Here is a 17017-nt window from a genome sequence, read left to right as displayed (position 1 = left end):
TTATCCGAAATGTGCGGCGGGACGTGGCGGATTTCCCGCGCGAGATCTCTACTCCATCACCTCGTCGGCGCGGGCCAGGAGCGAAGGGACAATGTCGAGGCCGAGTGCCCTGGCAGTCTTCAGGTTGATCACGAGCTCGAATTTGGTCGGCTGTTCCACCGGAAGCTCCCCAGGTTTGGCGCCCTTGAGGATCTTTTCGATGAAGGTTGCCAAGCGGAAATAAAGGTCAGGATAGTTCACCCCGTAGGCGATCAATCCTCCAGCCCCGACGTACTCGCGGGCTGGATAGATTGCCGGCAGCCGATGACGGTCGACAAAGTCAATGACCATTTGTTGATGCAGTTGCGTGAGGCCATCTGCCCCAACGACCAACCCGCCGATGTGTTGACGGAGTGTCTGTTCAAACGCGCGGCTTAAGTCGTCCTTGCTGCGCACGTCGAGAAGGTCTGCCTCGAGACCCAGCGCGCGCGCCGCCGCTTTGGTCTCGTCCCATTCGGGTGGGACCGCCGGATTGCCCATGTTGTGAAGCAAGGCGACGCGGGCGAGACTCGGAACCAGCTCTTTGAGGATCTCGACTCGTTTTGCCGTCAGTTCGGTGCTGAAGGTGATCACCCCCGTGATGTGGCCTCCAGGGCGCGCGAAGCTTGCCACGATGGCGCCCGGGCCGCCCATCGTCGCCATAACGACCGGGATTGTTCCGGTCGCGTTTTCGACCGCCTTGGTGGCAGGCGTCCCCCTCGTCACGAACAAGTCAACCTTGAGACGCACCAGTTCGGCCGCGAGGTCGGGAAACCGCTCCGCCCGACCATCGGCCGAGCGGTATTCAATGATCAAATTGCGGCCTTCGACGTAGCCGAGATCCAGCAACCCCTTGCGGAGGCCGTTAAGATTGGCGGCGTTCCTGTCTGCGGGTATCGCTTCGAGAATGCCGATGCGATAGATCTTTCCCCCTTGCTGCGCGCGCGTTCTGAGCGGCCATGCGACGGCCACGCAGCCAAGACCGATGACGAACTCCCGCCGTCGCATCAGCCACCTTCAGGTTCACCAACAGAAAACAGTATAGCACAGGCTGTGCAGGTGTGTTGACGCGGGTTCCATAGAACAGCCTTCCGCGACATGAACCAAAACCAGGAAGGTCAGCTCCTGGCACGCCTGAGACCTAAGCTCGAAGGCAGCAATTCACATTGAACCGGACGTTCCGAAAGCGCAGGGAATCGCGGTTCCTGACCCAGCCTGTGTAAAAACGCGAACAGGTCCGATCTCGACGAGCTATCTGTACAATTTCAGCCCCGTACACCGAGAAATCTCCGGTCGGTTCAGCCTCACAAGACACAAATTTGCTTCACCGAGCAACACGTCAGCGTTTTTACACAACCAAGACCCCAAGTGGACCTTGGAGTTGAACCTCGCAGCCCACTGATCCCGGCTGTATATGGAGCAACGTCGCCGTCATGATACCACTGGCGTCCACAGCCGGCGGATCATCGATTGAGCTCAGTGGCGGCGGCGATGACTTCATCCACGATGGTGCGTACGTCCTCCGCTGTCGTCCGGTGATTCACGAAACACGCCCGCAGCGCGAATTGGCCCTTGAGCGTTGCATTCGACAGATACACCCGGCCTCGGGCAACCAAGCGCCGCAAGATCGCCTCGTTGTCCTTCGTACGGTGGCGGAAGCAAACCACGCTGAGGGTGACGGGCGCCAGCAGTTCCAGCTCCGGCTGCGCCGCGATGGCCTCCGCCAGCATCTGGGCATGACGGAGATCGCGCGCGATGGCTTCACGAAACGTTCGGCGCCCGTGATACTGGAGCGACATCCAGAGCTTCAAGGCACGGAATCGTCGGGAGAGTTCCATCGATTCCTCGAAGAAGGCAAACGCCTCCTCGGGATTTTGGTTGAGGATCCTGACGTAGTCCCCGCTGTTCGAGAAAGCCTCACGCGCAATCGCTGCATCGCGGTGGAGCAGGCAGCCGCAATCGATGGGCTGGTACAGCCACTTGTGGGCATCGAGCGACAGCGAATCCGCCGATGCCAAGCCTTGGAATTGGTCTGGCACGGCCAGGGCCGCTAGAGCCCCGTAGGCGCCGTCGACATGCAGCCACAGGGCCTCCATCCGGGCGACGTCCGCAATCTCACGGAGGGGGTCGATCGCGCCGGTCGCCACCGTGCCGAGTGTGGCCACGATGGCGATGGGGGTACGGCCTGCCCTGTGGTCCTCGGCAATGGCAGCCTTGAGCGCGTCCGTCCGCATCCGGAAGCCTTCGTCGACGGGGATCAGCCGAAGATTCTGCCGGCCGATGCCCAACAGCGCGATGGCCTTGGGGATGGACATGTGCGCCTGCTCGGAGGCGTACATCATGCATGGGCTGGCACCTGTTTCGTTGGCAGGGAGCTTCGCCTCCCGCGCCATTGTCAGGGCCATGAGATTGGCTGCCGAACCACCCCCGCACAGGCTGCCGATGAAGCCGGGGCACCCGACCGCATCCGCCAGCCAGCCGACGACGGTGCGCTCGATCGTTGTGGCCGCCGGCGCCGATCGCCAGGAGGTGACGTTCTGGTTGAGAACCGCCGCCAGCCACTCGCCGAGCGCCCCGACCGGTTCGCCAGAGCCGACCACGTAACCGAAGAACCGGGCGCCGGACGGACGCGAGTGGTCGGCGATCTGTTGGAAGTCAGCAAGGATCCCCCGGCCGCGTCCTGTCTCGGCCCATGCTCGCGAGAAGAGCCGCGCGGTCTCCTCGCCGCTTGTGGCGGGGTAGGCCGCACGTTCGTCCAGACGGGACCAGTAGTTCTTGGCGAGATTCAAGGTCTCGTCCGCCAGTGCGGACAGCTCCTGATCGGGGATATCCAGCTCGCGCATGCCATCACCCCAGAGGAGTTCTGCTATGCCACAGCTTATTCTTCTCCTTGATCTTCAACAACCCAGGAGACGGGAGCAACAGGCCAACGCGCAGCTTTCCGTCTGAGCGACACAATCTCGGTTGCCGGTTGGGGAGTTTGCTTTGGTGATGACTCAGTCCGTTTGGGCACTTAAGAGCCGACGTTTGTTGAGCGGTCGGAACGTGAAAGATTGACCCGCAGCATCCCTTCAGGAGGCTTGGGCTCCTGCCTTGGCCCAGTCCGATCTGCGGGCTTCACCTGCTTCTAACTCAAACCGCATCAGCTGTCGCTTCGTCCCGAAACTGACGTACAATCGGGTCAGGATGCCTCCTTGGGGGAGCCTGGCCATGAAGCGCAAGATTGCCGTCTCACTCGTGATCGCCCTTGGCCTGATCGGCGCGGCTACAGCCTATGTCGATCAATCCAAGGTGCAACCCGAGGTCATTCGGACTTCTGTGACCCGCACCAACGAGCTTCTGGATCGCGCCTGGCGTCTGCCTGTTGCGGCAACCTTCGGGAACCACCTCGAATGGCAGTCGAACGGCTCGGTCTGCGGCCCGGCGAGCTTGGCCAACGTCTTCCGGTCGCTCGGGGAGGAGAAGGCTGACACCGAGGGCGAGATCCTCAAGAATGCAGGATCGTGCTGGTTCCATATCTGCCCCGTCGGTATCACCTTGGATCAGGCAGCAGAGCTCGCGAGGAGCCATACCAGCCGGAGGGTCACGGTCCTGCGGGATCTAACGCCGGAGGCCTTCCGAGAGATCCTGCGGGACACGAACAACCCGGAGCGGCGTTACGTGGTCAACTTCAGCCGCAAAGCGATCTTCGGAGCCGGGGTCGGCCACATCTCGCCCGTCGGAGGGTACCTAGAGGACGAGGATCTCGTCTTCGTGCTGGACGTCAACGAGAACTACCGCCCCTGGCTGGTCGAGCGGTCGCGCCTCTTCACCGCCCTCGATACGTTCGACGGCCGGACGAAGCGCGGTCTTCTGCGGATTGAGTGAAGTGGGATTAAGGGCTCTACCAGCCCGCACCGTTACTATCTCCAGCGAGACCTTTCGGGAGGGGGACATGCAATGGCCTGCGAGCCTGGACTATGGAACCCAGCGGTACCCAGCGCATGTGGCGCGACGCCTCAAAGTCCTTAACGCAACGACCTGGTGTGGCGTTCTTCTGGCCTTTGGCTTTGCCCTCTCCGATCTTCTGGATCGTAGGCTCTGGCCGCTTGCCATGATCAACATCGTCGTTGGGCTGCTTCTCGCGGCTGTCCCCTTGATGCATCGCTTCGGGGAGACCGCGGGTGCGCTAGCCTATGGCCTGATCAGTTACACAGCCATCTTCGTCATCTGCTTCATGCTGGGAACGGATAGCGGAATGCAGGTCCAGTACCTCGCCATCGCGGCGGGAGCAGTGCTCGTATTCGGTCCGGAAAGGATCGGTTTGATCGCGCTCTTCGGCAGCGTGGGCATCGTGCTGTTCATTGCCTTAGAGCTCTTGGCCCCGGCCGATACGGGTCTTCTCAGCCCATCGTTCATGCTCGGCAATTTCCTCGCCTGCATCATCGGGACCTCGGCGATTCTCCTGGCCATCGTCTTCTACGCTGTCAGGGAGACGAGCCGGGCGGAAGCCTTGGCGCAGAGGGAGTACCGGCGGTCCGAAACCCTGCTCGCCAACATCATGCCGGTCCCTGTCGCCGAGCGGCTCAAGATCTCGCCAGGCATCATCGCTGATGGGTTCGACGATGCGTCTATTCTCTTTGCCGACATGGCAGGATTCACGGCGCGGGCAAGCGGTATGCCTCCCATGGAGGTGATCCGATTCCTCAATGAGGCGTTCACGGCCTTCGATCAGCTTGTGGAGCAGCATGGGCTGGAGAAGATCAAGACCACAGGCGACGGCTATATGGTCGTCAGTGGCATCCCGCTAGTCCGGTCGGACCACCTTGAAGCCTTGGCAGCGTTCGCGCTTGAGATGCGCGAGGTGGCTGCGAGTATTGCTGCTCAGAACGGAGATCCTGTTGCTATCAGGATTGGGATGGCCTGCGGCCCTGTGGTTGCTGGCGTTGTTGGAACGCACAAGTTCTTCTATGACGTTTGGGGCGACGCCGTGAACATGGCGTCCCGCATGGAGTCCACAGGAGTTTCAGGCCAGATTCAGGCATCCCAGGAGGTTTACGAGCGACTGGCGGGACAGTTCATTTGGGAGCCTCGGGGCACTATCGATGTCAAGGGTAAGGGCCGCATGCCGACATGGTTTCTCATCGACCGGCACGAGGCCGCGGAGGACGGCTGTTTCCGGGAACTCGAGTCATGAGCTGGCGGGCTCTTCCAAACATCAATATCGCTTCTATTCCACCAACGCGAAGCAGTATTGAGGGAGAGGTGTAGGCCGAGCTGATATGTCGTCTTTGGCACATCCCGGATGTAGACCGGATGTCCGCTTAGGACCAGAACACCGTACGTTCCTAAGGGTAAGGGTTTACTGGTTTGACGCTAAACGGTCCGTCGCCTCAGATCGTATTGGGCTGTTGCGCTTCCGCGGCGAGCGGGGAGGCTGCGCACGCGCTCGACAACATCGTTCGACGTGTGAACTCATCTGCTCCAGGCGCCCGTGATACAGCGCTCAGCGGGTGGGAGGAGATTAGCGCATGATCTCTGCCAGGAAGGTGCGGACGGCCTGAGTCGCGGCGGCCGCCGCCTCGGGTTGGTACCTGATCCTGTGGCCCAGCATGATGAGATCGACACCAGGCACGTCGAATCCGTGTGTGGCGTTCGGATAGGACTCAACGCGCACCTTCTCCATCCCGCGCAAGTCGCGACAGGATTCGGCAGGCGTCCAGGTGTCCGCTTCGCCTGCAAGGATTAGAAGCGGGGCGAGGATGGCATTCGGCCTTTCGCACCATGGGTAGAACGCGATCCCGCCTCGGAATGGCTCGGTGGTCGGATCGGCCCCGAAGTCGCCTGGCGGAAATCCCAGCGCCTTCAGGACGGTCGATCCGCCGTGCGACCAGCCGGCCACCGCAATGCGGTCCGCATCAATCTCCGGCTGGCGACCAAGCCAGGCCTTTGCCGCATAAGCGTCGGCTGCGCGGCCGTAGGGTGACACCGCATCGGAGACGCATACGTTCATGAGGCTCCGCGGTGAAAGGCTGTCGAGGCGCAAGACGGCATAGCCCCATTCGACGAAGCGTGCCGTCCAGAACTCGTCCAGGGATCGCACGGCACCGGAACAGCCATGGAGATGAACGATGGCAGCCACTCGTCCCCGTGCTTCGGGCACCGTGAGCACGCCGGTCAAGTTCAGCATCGGCCCTGTCTCATAGGCCTTGTCGAAGCTGAACGACGGCCGGATATCCGGAGCATCGAAGCTGACGAAGGTTCGACGGGATGCCGCCTCGGCCCCGCCATGAACCAGGAGAGCAAGTGCGAGGACGTGCACCCGCATTTCGTCTCCTCCCATCCAGCGGGTTGAAGGTAGCACGGGATTGCCTGTCGACGAAGGGCCCTGGGAGGAACTCGACTCCCACTTGCTGCACCTATCAGACGTAGAGCTTTGGTCTGCTCGTGCCGCTGCCAAAGCAGACGTTCCTGGAGGGCAGGGCCATTGTCTTGGTTTGACCGATGCGGGCATCAGATCGGGTTGCTTCCATTCCCGGCGACATCGAGCCGGCTTGAGTCACATCAGGGTGTCGAGCAGTGCCTTGGCCTCGTCGACATCCGGTGTCTCACAGCCCTCGGTGAACCACGCAGACACGGGCACGAGCAGGTTGCGAGCGTCGGCAGGTTTGCCCTGATCGCGCCAGTGTTTGGCGAGGCTGGCGGCGGCCCGGAGCTCCCAGGACTTCGCCGATTGATGTCGGGCGATTTCGATCGCGCGCTCAAACGCGGCGCTCGCCTCGTCTGGTCTTCCGCCGTCCGGCAGGGCGGCCAAAAGCTGTCCGCGCAAGCGATGCAGTTCGGCCTCAGGCCAGCGCTCCCCCGTTCGCTCAACCGCTGCCAGAGCCTCGTCCAAGCCACCGAGCCCCCGTTGTATGTCCCCGGAGAGGGCGCACGCTTCAGCCAGCAAGCCCAGGAAGAACGGTCGCATCCACTCGGCACCGCTAGCGTTCCAATCCGCGAGCCCGTGGTGGATCATGGCGATCCCGTCGGTTCCCTGGCCCTGGCGAGCCAAGGCCCAGCCCTGGACAACCGTCGCGCTGGCGGCCCACAGATCCAGCTTGTGCTCCCGGGCGAGCTCCAGCAACGTCGCCGCGTGCTCCGCGGCTGATCTGGCATCGCGGCCAAAAGCACCCACCATCGCGCTGTACATCAGCGCAAACCCGAGCGTGTTCTTATGGCCAACCCGATACGCCAGGGCCAACCCCTCGGCTTGGCGGTGGGATGCCTGATCCGGATAGCCCAGCAGCCACAGCACCCAGGTCAGATGGGCAAGCGCCGACACACCAAGGTCCTGGCCGAAGACAAAGGCCGTCGAACCGTGCCGTTCCGGCTCGTACAGCGCAACGGCCTGCTCAAGGTGTGCGCGGGCGGGGAGCAGCTCACCTCCGGCCTCATCGGTCGCACCGCACATTCGGTGCGCCAGGCACAATCGCTCCGGGTCAGGATGCTGCGCGGCCAGGGCGAGAGTTTGCCCGGCCAGCTTCTGCTGCTCGGGAAGCGCCATGCGGACGAATTGGACAGCCCAGAACCCATACAGCACCGGAAACTGCTGCGACACCTCCCCCACGGCCTCGACCAAATCCTGCGCCCGTGCGAAAGCGGCGGCGGTTTCAGGTGCCCCGTGGCCGTGTCGGGCGATGTACGCCTGACCGAGCATCGTCTGGAGATGCAGCTCGCGTTCGGCTCGCGCGCGGGTTTCGGGAAAGGTCCGCACGAGGGCAATGCACCTGGTGAGATGGCCGATGGCTTCTGCAACGGCCGACTGCCGGAAGGTGCGTTCCCCAGCCCGCTGCCAGTACTCCGCAGCCCGCTCGGTCAGTCCCGCCTGGGTGAAGTGATGGGCAAGCAGCTCAGGCTGGGTTTCGACCACGTCCGGCCAGCGCTCTTCCAGCACCTGGGCGATCCGGGCGTGCAGCTTCTGTCGTGTGCCCCGCAATAGGCTCACGTAGGCGGCGTCCTGTACGAGTGCGTGCTTGAACGTGTAGGTCGCTTCGGGCGGCGTGCCGCGACGGAACGCGAGACCGGCATTGACGAGCTCGTCCAGTCCCTGCGTCAAGGCTGCCTCGGGCAGTCCGGCCACGGCGGCCAACAGTTCATGGCTGAACTCGCGGCCGATCATGGCGCCGATCTGCGCCACCTGCTTCGCGACCGGCAGCCGATCCAGCCGAGCCGTCAGCGAAGCCTGCAAAGTGCTCGGGATCGGAAGCGCTGCGACAGCAGCGTCGGGCTGGCCGGCGCCCTCCAGCACGGCCTTGGTCAACTCCTCGATGAACAGGGGCACACCGTCGGTTTGCGCCACAATCCGTTCCAGCATCCCGGCCGGCAGCGCCTGGCCCACGACCACCTGGGAGGCGAGCGCCGCGGCCTGACGCGGGCTGAGACGGCTCAGCGCCATCAGGGTCACACCCGCCTGACCAACCCAGGGCGCTTGAAACTCTGGCCGGAACGAGATGACCACCAGCGCCGGCAGCGAGGCCAAGCGCAGGATCAACCTGTCCAACAGCTCGAGCGAGCTTGGATCGGCCCAATGCACGTCCTCGAACAGCATCAGCACGGGGGACCGGTGGGCCCGTTCTTCGAGAATTCGCAGCAAGGCTCCGACGGTCTGCTCCTTTTTCTGCTCCGGGCTGAGAGCCGGCGGCGGATACCGCTCTCCCCCTGGCACACCGAGCATCTCGGCGATGAGTGCCAGCTCGTCCGGGGCGGCGCCAAGTGGGCGCAGCAGGGTTTCCAGCTTGTCGAGCCGTGCATCCGCAGCCTCGCCGTCGACGAAACCAACCTCGTTCCGCCAGCGCGCGATGATCGGCTGGAGAGCGCTGTCTCGGTGATGCGGCGAGCAGAAGTACTTGAGTTTGAGATGCGCCTCTAGGGCCACGCGCTCCTCGAGCGCAGCGATCAGGCGCGACTTGCCGATGCCGGGCTCGCCGGAGGTGAGCACCACCTGCCCTTCGCCCTCCTTCGCCTGCCGCCAGCGGCGCAGCAGCAGCTCGAGCTCGTCGTCGCGCCCGACGAGCGGCGTGAGGGCGGCCTTATGCATGGCCTCGAAGCGGCTCTGAACCATGGCCTCGCTCAGCACCTGCCAGGCGCAGACCGGCCCGGGCAGGCCCTTGAGGTGAACCGCGCCAAGCTCGCGGCACTCGAACAGGCCGCCGATGCGCTGGCGGGTTTCGGCGTCGATGACCGCGCAGCCGGGATCAGCAAGTGATTGCAGCCGTGCGGCAAGGTTCGGGGTCTCGCCGATCACGGTCTGCTCCCGTGCGGCACCGGCGCCCAGCAGGTCGCCCACGACGGCGAGGCCACTGGCGATGCCGATGCGCGCGGCTAGCCGTTCACCAGCGGGCGCGATCTGGCCGATCACGTCCAGTGTGGTCAGGGCAGCGCGCACGGCGCGCTCGGCATCGGCCTCGTCCGCGTGGGGCCAGCCGAAATAGACCAGGACCCCGTCGCCCATGTACTTGGCGACAAAACCACCGAAGCGGCCAACCGTCTCCGCAATGCTGCGGTGATAGGTCCCGATCACCTCACGCATGTCTTCGGGGTCCAGGCGTGCCGCGAGCGCCGTCGAGCCGACGAGATCGACGAACATCACCGTGAGTTGCCGTCGCTCGGCCTCCGGAAGCGGCAGGGCTGTCCCGGCGGGCGCGGTCCATGCTTGCGTGGAAGGGACAGGCCCTGGAGGCGGGCCCGCGCGCAGGGCGGCGATGGCGGCGAGCAGCTTGCGGCGGTGGCCGATCGAGACGACACCGAGCCCGCTCAGGTCATCGGCGGTGAGGTCGGCCAGGACGTCGCCATCGATGTCGTTCTCGCGGAACGCTTGCTCGTACTGTCCCAGCCCCAGATCGCGCAGCCACGTGCCAACGTCCATGAGCCCTCCCGGCTTGATGGTGATCGCAATGCCAGGCTCTTCAACCTACCGTATAACGGCGGGGAGGGCGCGAACAAACGTCACGAACCGACTCCGGGCAAATGGCAACGTGTGGCCCGAAGGTAACGTGGTTCCTTCGCCAGCTTCTGGGCCAGGCGGAAATCTGCAGGGAACGGAAGCCTCCCTGGATTAATCCAGAGCGGCCAATCACCCAATCGTGTTTGTCCATCACCGGGAAAGCCCTCGGTTAGGCCGGTACACGTCCCAAGGTGACGACAAAGTACTCGCGGAAGCAGAAGTCAGGGTCATCGAACAGGTGGTCCGGATCCTCCGCTGCCGCAGCCAGCGCTTCGCAGTCCGATCGGGAGAGGCCGTTCTCCGCCGCGAGCTTGGCATGATAGCGCAGGCCCATGGTGTGGAACTGGCGCGCATAGGCCGGCACCGGGGCCCAGCGTTCCACCAACCAACCCTTGCGGACGATATCGATCAGCCCCGCTTGGCGGAAGAACCGGGCCAGCGAGGATCCGCACCAGGCGCCCAGCACTCCGGTCTCGGCCGCCTTGGCCCGGCGTACCGCAACGTGACGGGCCCAGATCGCCGGATCCAGTGGCAGCAATTGCAGGAGCGTCCCATCAGAGTCCTTCACAGCGACGATGCCGCCGGGCTTGGTCACACGGCGAAACTCGCCCATGACGCGGGTGAATTCCACGTCCGTCAGGTACTGGGCGACATTGGCGCACCACACGCAGTCGAACGTGGCGTCCGCGAAGGGTAGGTCCAGCACGCTGCCGACGCGAAGGTTCACGGGGGCCGCACAGTGTCCATCCTGGATGATGCGCTCGACTTGGGTGACGTTCTCGGGCGCCAGATCGAGCGCGGCAACCTGACCTGCGGGGCCGACGAGCTCGCACAGGAGGGGGATGTACCCGCCCGAGCCGCAGCCCGCATCGAGCACGTTCCAGCCGGGTTCGATGCCGACGAAGCGGAGCGCCTCCTCGTACTCGGCCCGGGCTATCTGGAAGTGGAGGTCCAGCCATGGTGCGTCGCTCACCGCATGGCCTGTCGACGTCATCCTCGCATCACTCATGGGACAACTCCCCAGCTCACAAGGCCGGAATATAGCCGCTTCCATGGACACACGCGACGGTACGGTTGCGCCGGCGCTTCCGGATCTCGTTCGCCCATACCACGATCTCCGACGCCGCGCCCGCTCAGGACGAGCACGCTCCAATGACCTCATGGGCGAATTCAATGATGTGGCCAAGCAGGGCAGTGTTGGAAGCTACGGGTATCGTCGGTCTGGCGACTGATTCTCACTTCGGCTCAACAGTCTGGTCGCCGCTTGGGGAACCCGGGGGCGGGATGACCCGCGTCGTGCCGGGGTTCGGAACCGGCGGGCGGACGGACATCTCTGGCGCGATGTCGGCCGGCGGGCGGATCACACCGTCTGTACGGTCGAGCTTGTCGCTCAGCGGCTCCTTCGAGCGGCCCACCGGGCCGGTGGAGCGCGGATCTTGGGGACCGGTGCTCTCGGACTTGAGGGTCTCGGAGGTCTGAGGCTGGCCCTGGGCCTGGGCCTTCGAGCTCAGGCCGATCACTAGGCTGGCCATGGCAACGCCAACGATCAGGAGCTCTCTGGGACTGAGGCGCATGATCGGCCTCCCTTAACCTAAGTTAAGCCCTGCAAGTCAACGCAGGCTTCCCTGCGGCCGTTCCGCTCCCAGCCACGTCAGTGGCGAATGCTGAGGCTAATGCTTCGCCGTGGCTTTCGCCTCGATCACCTCGCTGACGGCCCACGTCCCGGGCTGGGTGTCCGAACTCGGCTTGGTCTTCTTGGGCTTTTTGGCTTCGCGGTTCCCATGCTGTTCGCGGTGTGCCATGGCCTTGTCCTCCAACGCCTCAGGATCCTTTCAGCGGCTGACGCGCTGATCAAGGATACCACACCTGCTGCGGCGCGGATCTCACTACCGATGATCCTCTTTCGGCCTTGGCGATGACCTCGCCAAGACGTTCTCCGTGAACGAGGCGCTTTCGGCGCATACGCCGGGCCGGCTCTGGTCCAGGCTGAACAAGACTGATTGCCTTGGACGCGCGTCGCCGGAAGGTGCATCTTGATTAAGGTTTAGCGCCGGCACGGCCCCGCCGGAAGGAAGCCCGATGGAACGCTCGCGCACTCTGCCGGAGACGCGTTACGCCAAGAGCGGCGATGTTCATATCGCCTACCAGATTGTCGGGACGGGCCCGCTCGACTTGGTGGTCGTCCCGGGCTTCATCTCCCACGTCGAATGGTTCTGGGAGGAGCCCGCCTGCGCCCGCTTGTTAGGCCGCCTAGCCTCCTTTTCCCGCCTGATCCTATTCGACAAGCGCGGCTCCGGGCTCTCGGACCGGGTGCCACAGGTGCCCACCCTCGAGCAGCGGATGGACGATGTACGGGCCGTCCTCGACGCCGCAGGGTCCGAGCGGGCGGCTATCATCGGCGTGTCCGAAGGTGGTCCGATGAGCGTGCTGTTCGCCGCCACTTATCCGGAACGGACCGCCGCCTTGGTGCTCTACGGCAGCTTTGCGGAGTTCAGCTCCTTGGTGGCGACGCCGCAGGAGCTCGAATTCATGCTCCAATTCATGGATGCGTCCTGGGGCACCGGCCTGAGCTTAATCCGCTTTGCCCCGAGCATGGTGGACGACGAGCAGTTCCGGAACTGGTGGGGCCGCTTCGAGCGCCTGAGCGCCAGTCCCGGGGCTGCGATGGCGCTGATACGGATGAACAGCGAGATCGATGTCACACCCGTGCTACCCGCGGTGCATGTCCCCACCTTGGTCCTGCATCGCCGCGACGACGTGAACGTCCCTGTGGCTGCGGGGCGCCACATGGCGCAACAGATCCCCGGGGCGAAATATGTGGAGCTGGCCGGTCGGGACCACCTTCCTTGGGTCGGCGATGCCGACGCCATCATCACTGAGATCCAGGAGTTTCTCACGGGTGTGCGTCACGTTCCTGAGCCGGACCGGGTGCTCGCCACAGTTCTGTTCGTTGACATGGTCGGCTCCACCGAGAGGGCAGCCACTCTCGGTGACCGCCGCTGGCGTGACCAGTTGGAGAGCTACTATCGCCTGGTGCGGCAGGAACTCGGTCGGTTCAACGGCCGGGAGATTAACACGGTGGGCGACGGTATCCTGGCGACGTTTGATGGGCCGGCGCGAGCCATCCGTTGTGCGTGTGCCGTCCGGGATGCGGTGCGGCAGCTCGGGATCGAGATTCGATCAGGGCTGCACACCGGTGAGTGCGAGGTCATGGCGGGTGGGGCGGATGTGGGCGGGATCGCTGTTCATATCGGAGCCCGGGTCGCGGCGGCGGCCGCTCCCGGCGAGGTGCTGGTCTCAAGCACGGTGAGGGACCTGGTCGCCGGTTCGGGCCTGCAGTTTCAGGACCGGGGCCTGCGCACCCTCAAGGGAGTGCCTGCGAAATGGCGGCTGTTTGCGCTGGAGCATGACAGGCCGCATGCTTAGTCCAGGGCACAAGGCTCGGCTCGAGCGAGGGGGCCCTCCGCGTCATCATCTCCTCGAACTGCATCTGACAGATGGTTGCGCTCACCTCCCGGCGCAGATGACGCAGCACCCCTGCATGCGAGCAGCAATGGTCGCCATCCGGCGGCGCTTTCGGTAAAGTTGCCGCGCGAAGAGGGAGCAATGATGGACATCGGCGCATGGCTTCAATCCCTCGGTCTCGAACAATACGAGGCGGTGTTCCGCGCCAACGCCGTCGACGCTGAGGTCTTGCCTGAACTCGGCGAGGCCGACCTCGAGAAGCTCGGAGTGCTCCTCGGCCACCGCAAGAAGTTGCTCAAGGCCATCGCCGCGCTGCACGACAACCAACCCAGCGCTGTACATCGGCTTAGGGAGGGGACAAATGCACCCCCCGAAGCCGAGCGCCGGCAGCTGACCGTGATGTTCTGCGATCTCGTCAGCTCGACGGCGCTCGCCGCGCGCCTCGATCCCGAAGAGATGCATGAGATCATCCGCGCCTTTCAAAATGCCGTGACCGGCGAGATCGCCCGCTTCGAGGGCCATGTGGCCAAGTTCATGGGCGATGGGGTGCTCGCCTACTTTGGCTGGCCCAAAGCTCACGAGGACGAGGCCGAGCGCGCCGTGCGGGCCGGGCTGGCCATCGCAGAGGCGGTCGCCAGCATGCCATCATCAGGGGGCACACCTTTGAGTGTGCGGATCGGGGTTGCGACCGGCTTGGTTGTGGTGGGCGACCTCATCGGCCAGGGTGAGGCCCGCGAGCGTGTTGTGGTGGGCGAGACGCCAAACCTTGCGGCACGGCTGCAAGGCCTTGCGCCACCCGGATCGGTGGTCGTCAGCGAGACGACCCGACGCCTGCTTGGAGGCACCTTCGATCTCGACGACCTCGGGCCGCAAACTCTCAAGGGTCTCGAGCGCCCAACCATTGCTTACCGTGTTCACCAGGAGAGTGCTGTCGAGGGCCGCTTTGAGGCTCATCAGGCCGGGCAACTGCTGCCGATGGTGGGGCGGGAGCCGGAACTCGCCACGATCCTCGACCGCTGGCGCCAGGCCAGGACGGGAGAAGGCCAGTGCGTCCTGCTCATCGGCGAGGCTGGCATCGGCAAGTCACGCATTACCCAGGCAACCCTGGATGCGCTCGCGGACGAACCCCTGACGGTGGTGAGCTACCAATGCTCGCCCTATCACGTGGGCAGTCCGCTCTGGCCTGTCGTTCATCACCTGAACCATGTCGCAGGCTTGTCTGCCGGCGACAGCACCGAGCAGCGGCTTGCCAAGCTTGAGGCGTTCCTACGCCCCACCATGGGCGACAACCCTGAGGCTGTGCACCTCCTTGGAGCCCTGCTCGGCCTGGATGCTTCCGCGCACTATCCACCGCTCGACCTCACCCCCCAGCAGCGCCGCGCGCGAACACTGGACATCCTTGTGGAGCAGGTCATCAGGCTTGCGGCCGCGCAGCCGGTGGTGCTGCGGGTCGAGGATCCCCACTGGGTTGATCCGACCACCCTGGAGCTGATCGAGCTGATCCTGAGCCGGATCACCCAAGCGCGTGTGCTCATGCTCCTCACCGCACGGCCAAGCTTCCAGCCCAGTTTCAGCCGCCACCAGCATGTGACCTGGCTGACGCTCAACCGCCTGCGCAGCCAGGACGCGAGGGCGATCATCGACGGCGTCGCCGGCGGAAAGGCCGTGCCCGATGAGGTCATGGGGGAGTTGCTCGCTAAGACGGACGGCGTGCCCCTCTATCTGGAGGAGCTCACCCGGACCGTGCTGGAGTCGGGTCTGCTGCGCCAGACCGACACGGCCTACGTGGCCGACATCCCCTTGCCGGCCCTGGCGATCCCCTCGTCCTTGCATGACTCCCTTATGGCCCGTCTCGACCGGCTCCGTCCCGTCAAAGAGGTGGCCCAGACCGCTGCCTGCATCGGCCGGGAGTTTAGCTACGAGCTCCTGTCCGCCGTGGCTCCCGTCTCCGAGGCTGACCTGCGCGATGCGCTCGGTCAGTTGATGGCCGCCGAACTGGTCTTCGGTCAGGGCGCCCCACCGGCCGCAACCTACACGTTCAAGCATGCGCTCCTGCGCGACGCCGCCTACCAGTCCCTGCTCAAGAGCCGGCGCGAGCTCACTCACCGGCGCATTGCGCAGGTTCTTCAGGACCGCTTCCCGTCCCTCGTGGAAAGCCAGCCTGAGCTGCTGGCCCGGCACTACACCGAGGCCGGACTGACCGAACCGGCGATCGAGGCGTGGCGGCGCGCCGGCGCGCGCAGCGCAGCCCGTTCTGCCAACCACGAGGCCATCGGCCATTTCCAACGGGCCCTCGACCTGCTGGAGAAGCTTGCCCCATCTGCACAACGGGATCATCTCGAAGCCGATCTGCGGCTGGCCCAGGTGGTGCCGCTGATTGCAGTTCACGGGTTTGGCTCTCCGCTAGTGGAAACCTGTGCCTCGCGGGCCAAGGCGCTTGGGGCCACCCTCGCCGACTGGCCCGGCCGGTTCGCGGCCCACCGGGTGGTGTGGAATTCCTGCCTCATGCGGCACCCGGTGCCGAGGACGGTCGACCTGGCCCGCGAGCTCTACTCCCTGGCAACCCAGGACGAGGACGTGGTGCGGCTGGCGATTGCCTGCCGGGCCCTGGGATACACGCTGTTCATCGCCGGCGAGCAGGGCGAGGCCGACCAACTGCTCGAACGAGGAGCCGTGCTGGCCGACAGCCGGCCCGAGGCCGAGTTCAAGATCTATGGCGAGCAGCCGCAGATCGTCTGCCGCCTCTACCGCGGGGCGGTTCACAGTCTGCTCGGCTTTCCGGAAGAGGCCGCCAGGATTGCCGAAGAAGGGTTGATGCGCGCCCGTGCGCTCAACAACCCTCACACGCTGGCCTGGTCGCTCGTTTCGACCGGCAATGCTCACAACTTCGGCCGCAATGCGGGCGTCGCTGAACGGCTTGGGGCTGAGGCCCTTCAGGTCTCGCGCGAGCACCGCCTGCCGCAATGGCTCGCGTTTGCCGAGGAGATCCGCGGCTGGGCCCTGTGCCAACTCGGGGAACATCAGGAGGGGCTGGCGCTGCTGGAGGATGCACTCCGTCGCCTGCACGCGACAGGGGCCGTTTTGCACACGAGCCGGATTGGCTGCTATTTGGCTCAAGGATACTTGCTGTCGGTCCGATTGGACGAGGCTCGCGCTCACCTGGCAGCCGCACGCCAGCACAGTGAGACGTATGGTGAGCAATACATGCTGGCGGAACTGTATCGCCAGCAGGCGGCTCTGCTCCGAGCCGAGAAGGCTCCCATCGATGAGGTGGAAAGAAACCTGCAACTGGCCGTCACAACCGCTCAGCGGCAAGCTGCCCGGCTTCTGGAGCTGAGAGCGGCCACCGATCTCGCCAAGCTGTGGGCGCAAGGTGGCGAGCGGGAGAGGGCGTGGAGGCTCCTGCATCCGGTGTGTCACGGGTTCCAGGATGGCCTGAGGCTGTCGGACGTGGAGGAAGCGCGGAGTGTGCTAAACACCGTATCGTGAAACGATCCATGCGGATAAGTGGCCCTTGAACAAAGGACCTCGCGAGGTCTGCACCAGGACCGGCATCTACGCTGTGAAGGC

General features: G+C 64.6%; 11 protein-coding genes. 4 read left to right on the top strand and 7 right to left on the bottom strand.

From position 1 onward, the window contains the following. Positions 1–48: 48 nt before the first annotated feature. Entirely contained in the window at positions 49–1026 is a 978-nt protein-coding gene (locus DRB19_RS15170) for an ABC transporter substrate-binding protein (protein WP_114186876.1), read from the bottom strand. A 455-nt stretch (positions 1027–1481) separates the two neighbouring features. After that, a complete protein-coding gene (locus DRB19_RS15165) occupies positions 1482–2861 on the bottom strand; it encodes a pyridoxal phosphate-dependent decarboxylase family protein (RefSeq protein ID WP_114186875.1) in 1380 nt (459 codons plus the stop codon). A gap of 367 nt (positions 2862–3228) precedes the next feature. Between DRB19_RS15165 and DRB19_RS15160 the strand changes: the two genes are divergently transcribed. Next, on the top strand, positions 3229–3885 hold the full coding sequence (locus DRB19_RS15160) for a phytochelatin synthase family protein (RefSeq protein WP_114186874.1): 657 nt from the start codon (positions 3229–3231) through the stop codon (positions 3883–3885). 67 nt (positions 3886–3952) lie between these two features. Beyond that, positions 3953–5194 carry an adenylate/guanylate cyclase domain-containing protein gene (locus DRB19_RS15155; protein WP_114186873.1) on the top strand — a complete coding sequence of 414 codons (1242 nt, stop codon included), beginning with the start codon at positions 3953–3955 and terminating at the stop codon, positions 5192–5194. Between the two features lie 327 nt (positions 5195–5521). Here the strand turns inward: DRB19_RS15155 and DRB19_RS15150 are convergent, their stop codons facing one another. From DRB19_RS15150 to DRB19_RS31505, 5 genes are all read right to left on the bottom strand, one after another. Then, complete coding sequence (locus DRB19_RS15150; RefSeq protein WP_162815706.1) at positions 5522–6325, bottom strand: dienelactone hydrolase family protein; 804 nt, start codon at positions 6323–6325, stop codon at positions 5522–5524. Positions 6326–6556: 231 nt separating this feature from the next. After that, complete coding sequence (locus DRB19_RS15145) at positions 6557–9904, bottom strand: adenylate/guanylate cyclase domain-containing protein (RefSeq protein ID WP_114186871.1); 3348 nt, start codon at positions 9902–9904, stop codon at positions 6557–6559. A gap of 247 nt (positions 9905–10151) precedes the next feature. Next, entirely contained in the window at positions 10152–10991 is an 840-nt protein-coding gene (locus DRB19_RS15140) for a class I SAM-dependent methyltransferase (RefSeq protein ID WP_162815705.1), read from the bottom strand. Positions 10992–11217: 226 nt separating this feature from the next. Further along, positions 11218–11556: a hypothetical protein gene (locus DRB19_RS15135; RefSeq protein ID WP_114186869.1), complete on the bottom strand. Its 339-nt coding sequence runs from the start codon at positions 11554–11556 to the stop codon at positions 11218–11220. Between the two features lie 96 nt (positions 11557–11652). Beyond that, positions 11653–11784, bottom strand: a complete 132-nt coding sequence (locus tag DRB19_RS31505; RefSeq protein WP_276330612.1) for a hypothetical protein — start codon at positions 11782–11784, stop codon at positions 11653–11655. A gap of 277 nt (positions 11785–12061) precedes the next feature. Between DRB19_RS31505 and DRB19_RS15130 the strand changes: the two genes are divergently transcribed. Together DRB19_RS15130 and DRB19_RS15125 are read left to right on the top strand one after the other, a co-directional pair. After that, positions 12062–13408 carry an adenylate/guanylate cyclase domain-containing protein gene (locus DRB19_RS15130; RefSeq protein ID WP_114186868.1) on the top strand — a complete coding sequence of 449 codons (1347 nt, stop codon included), beginning with the start codon at positions 12062–12064 and terminating at the stop codon, positions 13406–13408. A gap of 180 nt (positions 13409–13588) precedes the next feature. Further along, complete coding sequence (locus DRB19_RS15125; protein ID WP_114186867.1) at positions 13589–16936, top strand: ATP-binding protein; 3348 nt, start codon at positions 13589–13591, stop codon at positions 16934–16936. The last annotated feature ends 81 nt before the right edge of the window (positions 16937–17017 follow it).

It is taken from the genome of Microvirga aerophila, from assembly GCF_003332305.1.
GTDB lineage: Bacteria > Pseudomonadota > Alphaproteobacteria > Rhizobiales > Beijerinckiaceae > Microvirga > Microvirga aerophila.
This window is presented reverse-complemented; position numbering and strand designations above follow the sequence as displayed.

What these genes read in the sequence shown, in the direction of transcription:
- DRB19_RS15140 (WP_162815705.1), bottom strand. Translation starts at nt 10,991, where the DNA reads ATGAGTGATGCGAGGATGACGTCGACAGGCCATGCGGTGAGCGACGCA.
- DRB19_RS15125 (WP_114186867.1), top strand. Translation starts at nt 13,589, where the DNA reads ATGATGGACATCGGCGCATGGCTTCAATCCCTCGGTCTCGAACAATAC.
- DRB19_RS15160 (WP_114186874.1), top strand. Translation starts at nt 3,229, where the DNA reads ATGAAGCGCAAGATTGCCGTCTCACTCGTGATCGCCCTTGGCCTGATC.
- DRB19_RS15145 (WP_114186871.1), bottom strand. Translation starts at nt 9,904, where the DNA reads ATGGACGTTGGCACGTGGCTGCGCGATCTGGGGCTGGGACAGTACGAG.
- DRB19_RS15170 (WP_114186876.1), bottom strand. Translation starts at nt 1,026, where the DNA reads ATGCGACGGCGGGAGTTCGTCATCGGTCTTGGCTGCGTGGCCGTCGCA.
- DRB19_RS15155 (WP_114186873.1), top strand. Translation starts at nt 3,953, where the DNA reads ATGCAATGGCCTGCGAGCCTGGACTATGGAACCCAGCGGTACCCAGCG.
- DRB19_RS31505 (WP_276330612.1), bottom strand. Translation starts at nt 11,784, where the DNA reads ATGGCACACCGCGAACAGCATGGGAACCGCGAAGCCAAAAAGCCCAAG.
- DRB19_RS15165 (WP_114186875.1), bottom strand. Translation starts at nt 2,861, where the DNA reads ATGCGCGAGCTGGATATCCCCGATCAGGAGCTGTCCGCACTGGCGGAC.
- DRB19_RS15150 (WP_162815706.1), bottom strand. Translation starts at nt 6,325, where the DNA reads ATGCGGGTGCACGTCCTCGCACTTGCTCTCCTGGTTCATGGCGGGGCC.
- DRB19_RS15130 (WP_114186868.1), top strand. Translation starts at nt 12,062, where the DNA reads ATGGAACGCTCGCGCACTCTGCCGGAGACGCGTTACGCCAAGAGCGGC.
- DRB19_RS15135 (WP_114186869.1), bottom strand. Translation starts at nt 11,556, where the DNA reads ATGCGCCTCAGTCCCAGAGAGCTCCTGATCGTTGGCGTTGCCATGGCC.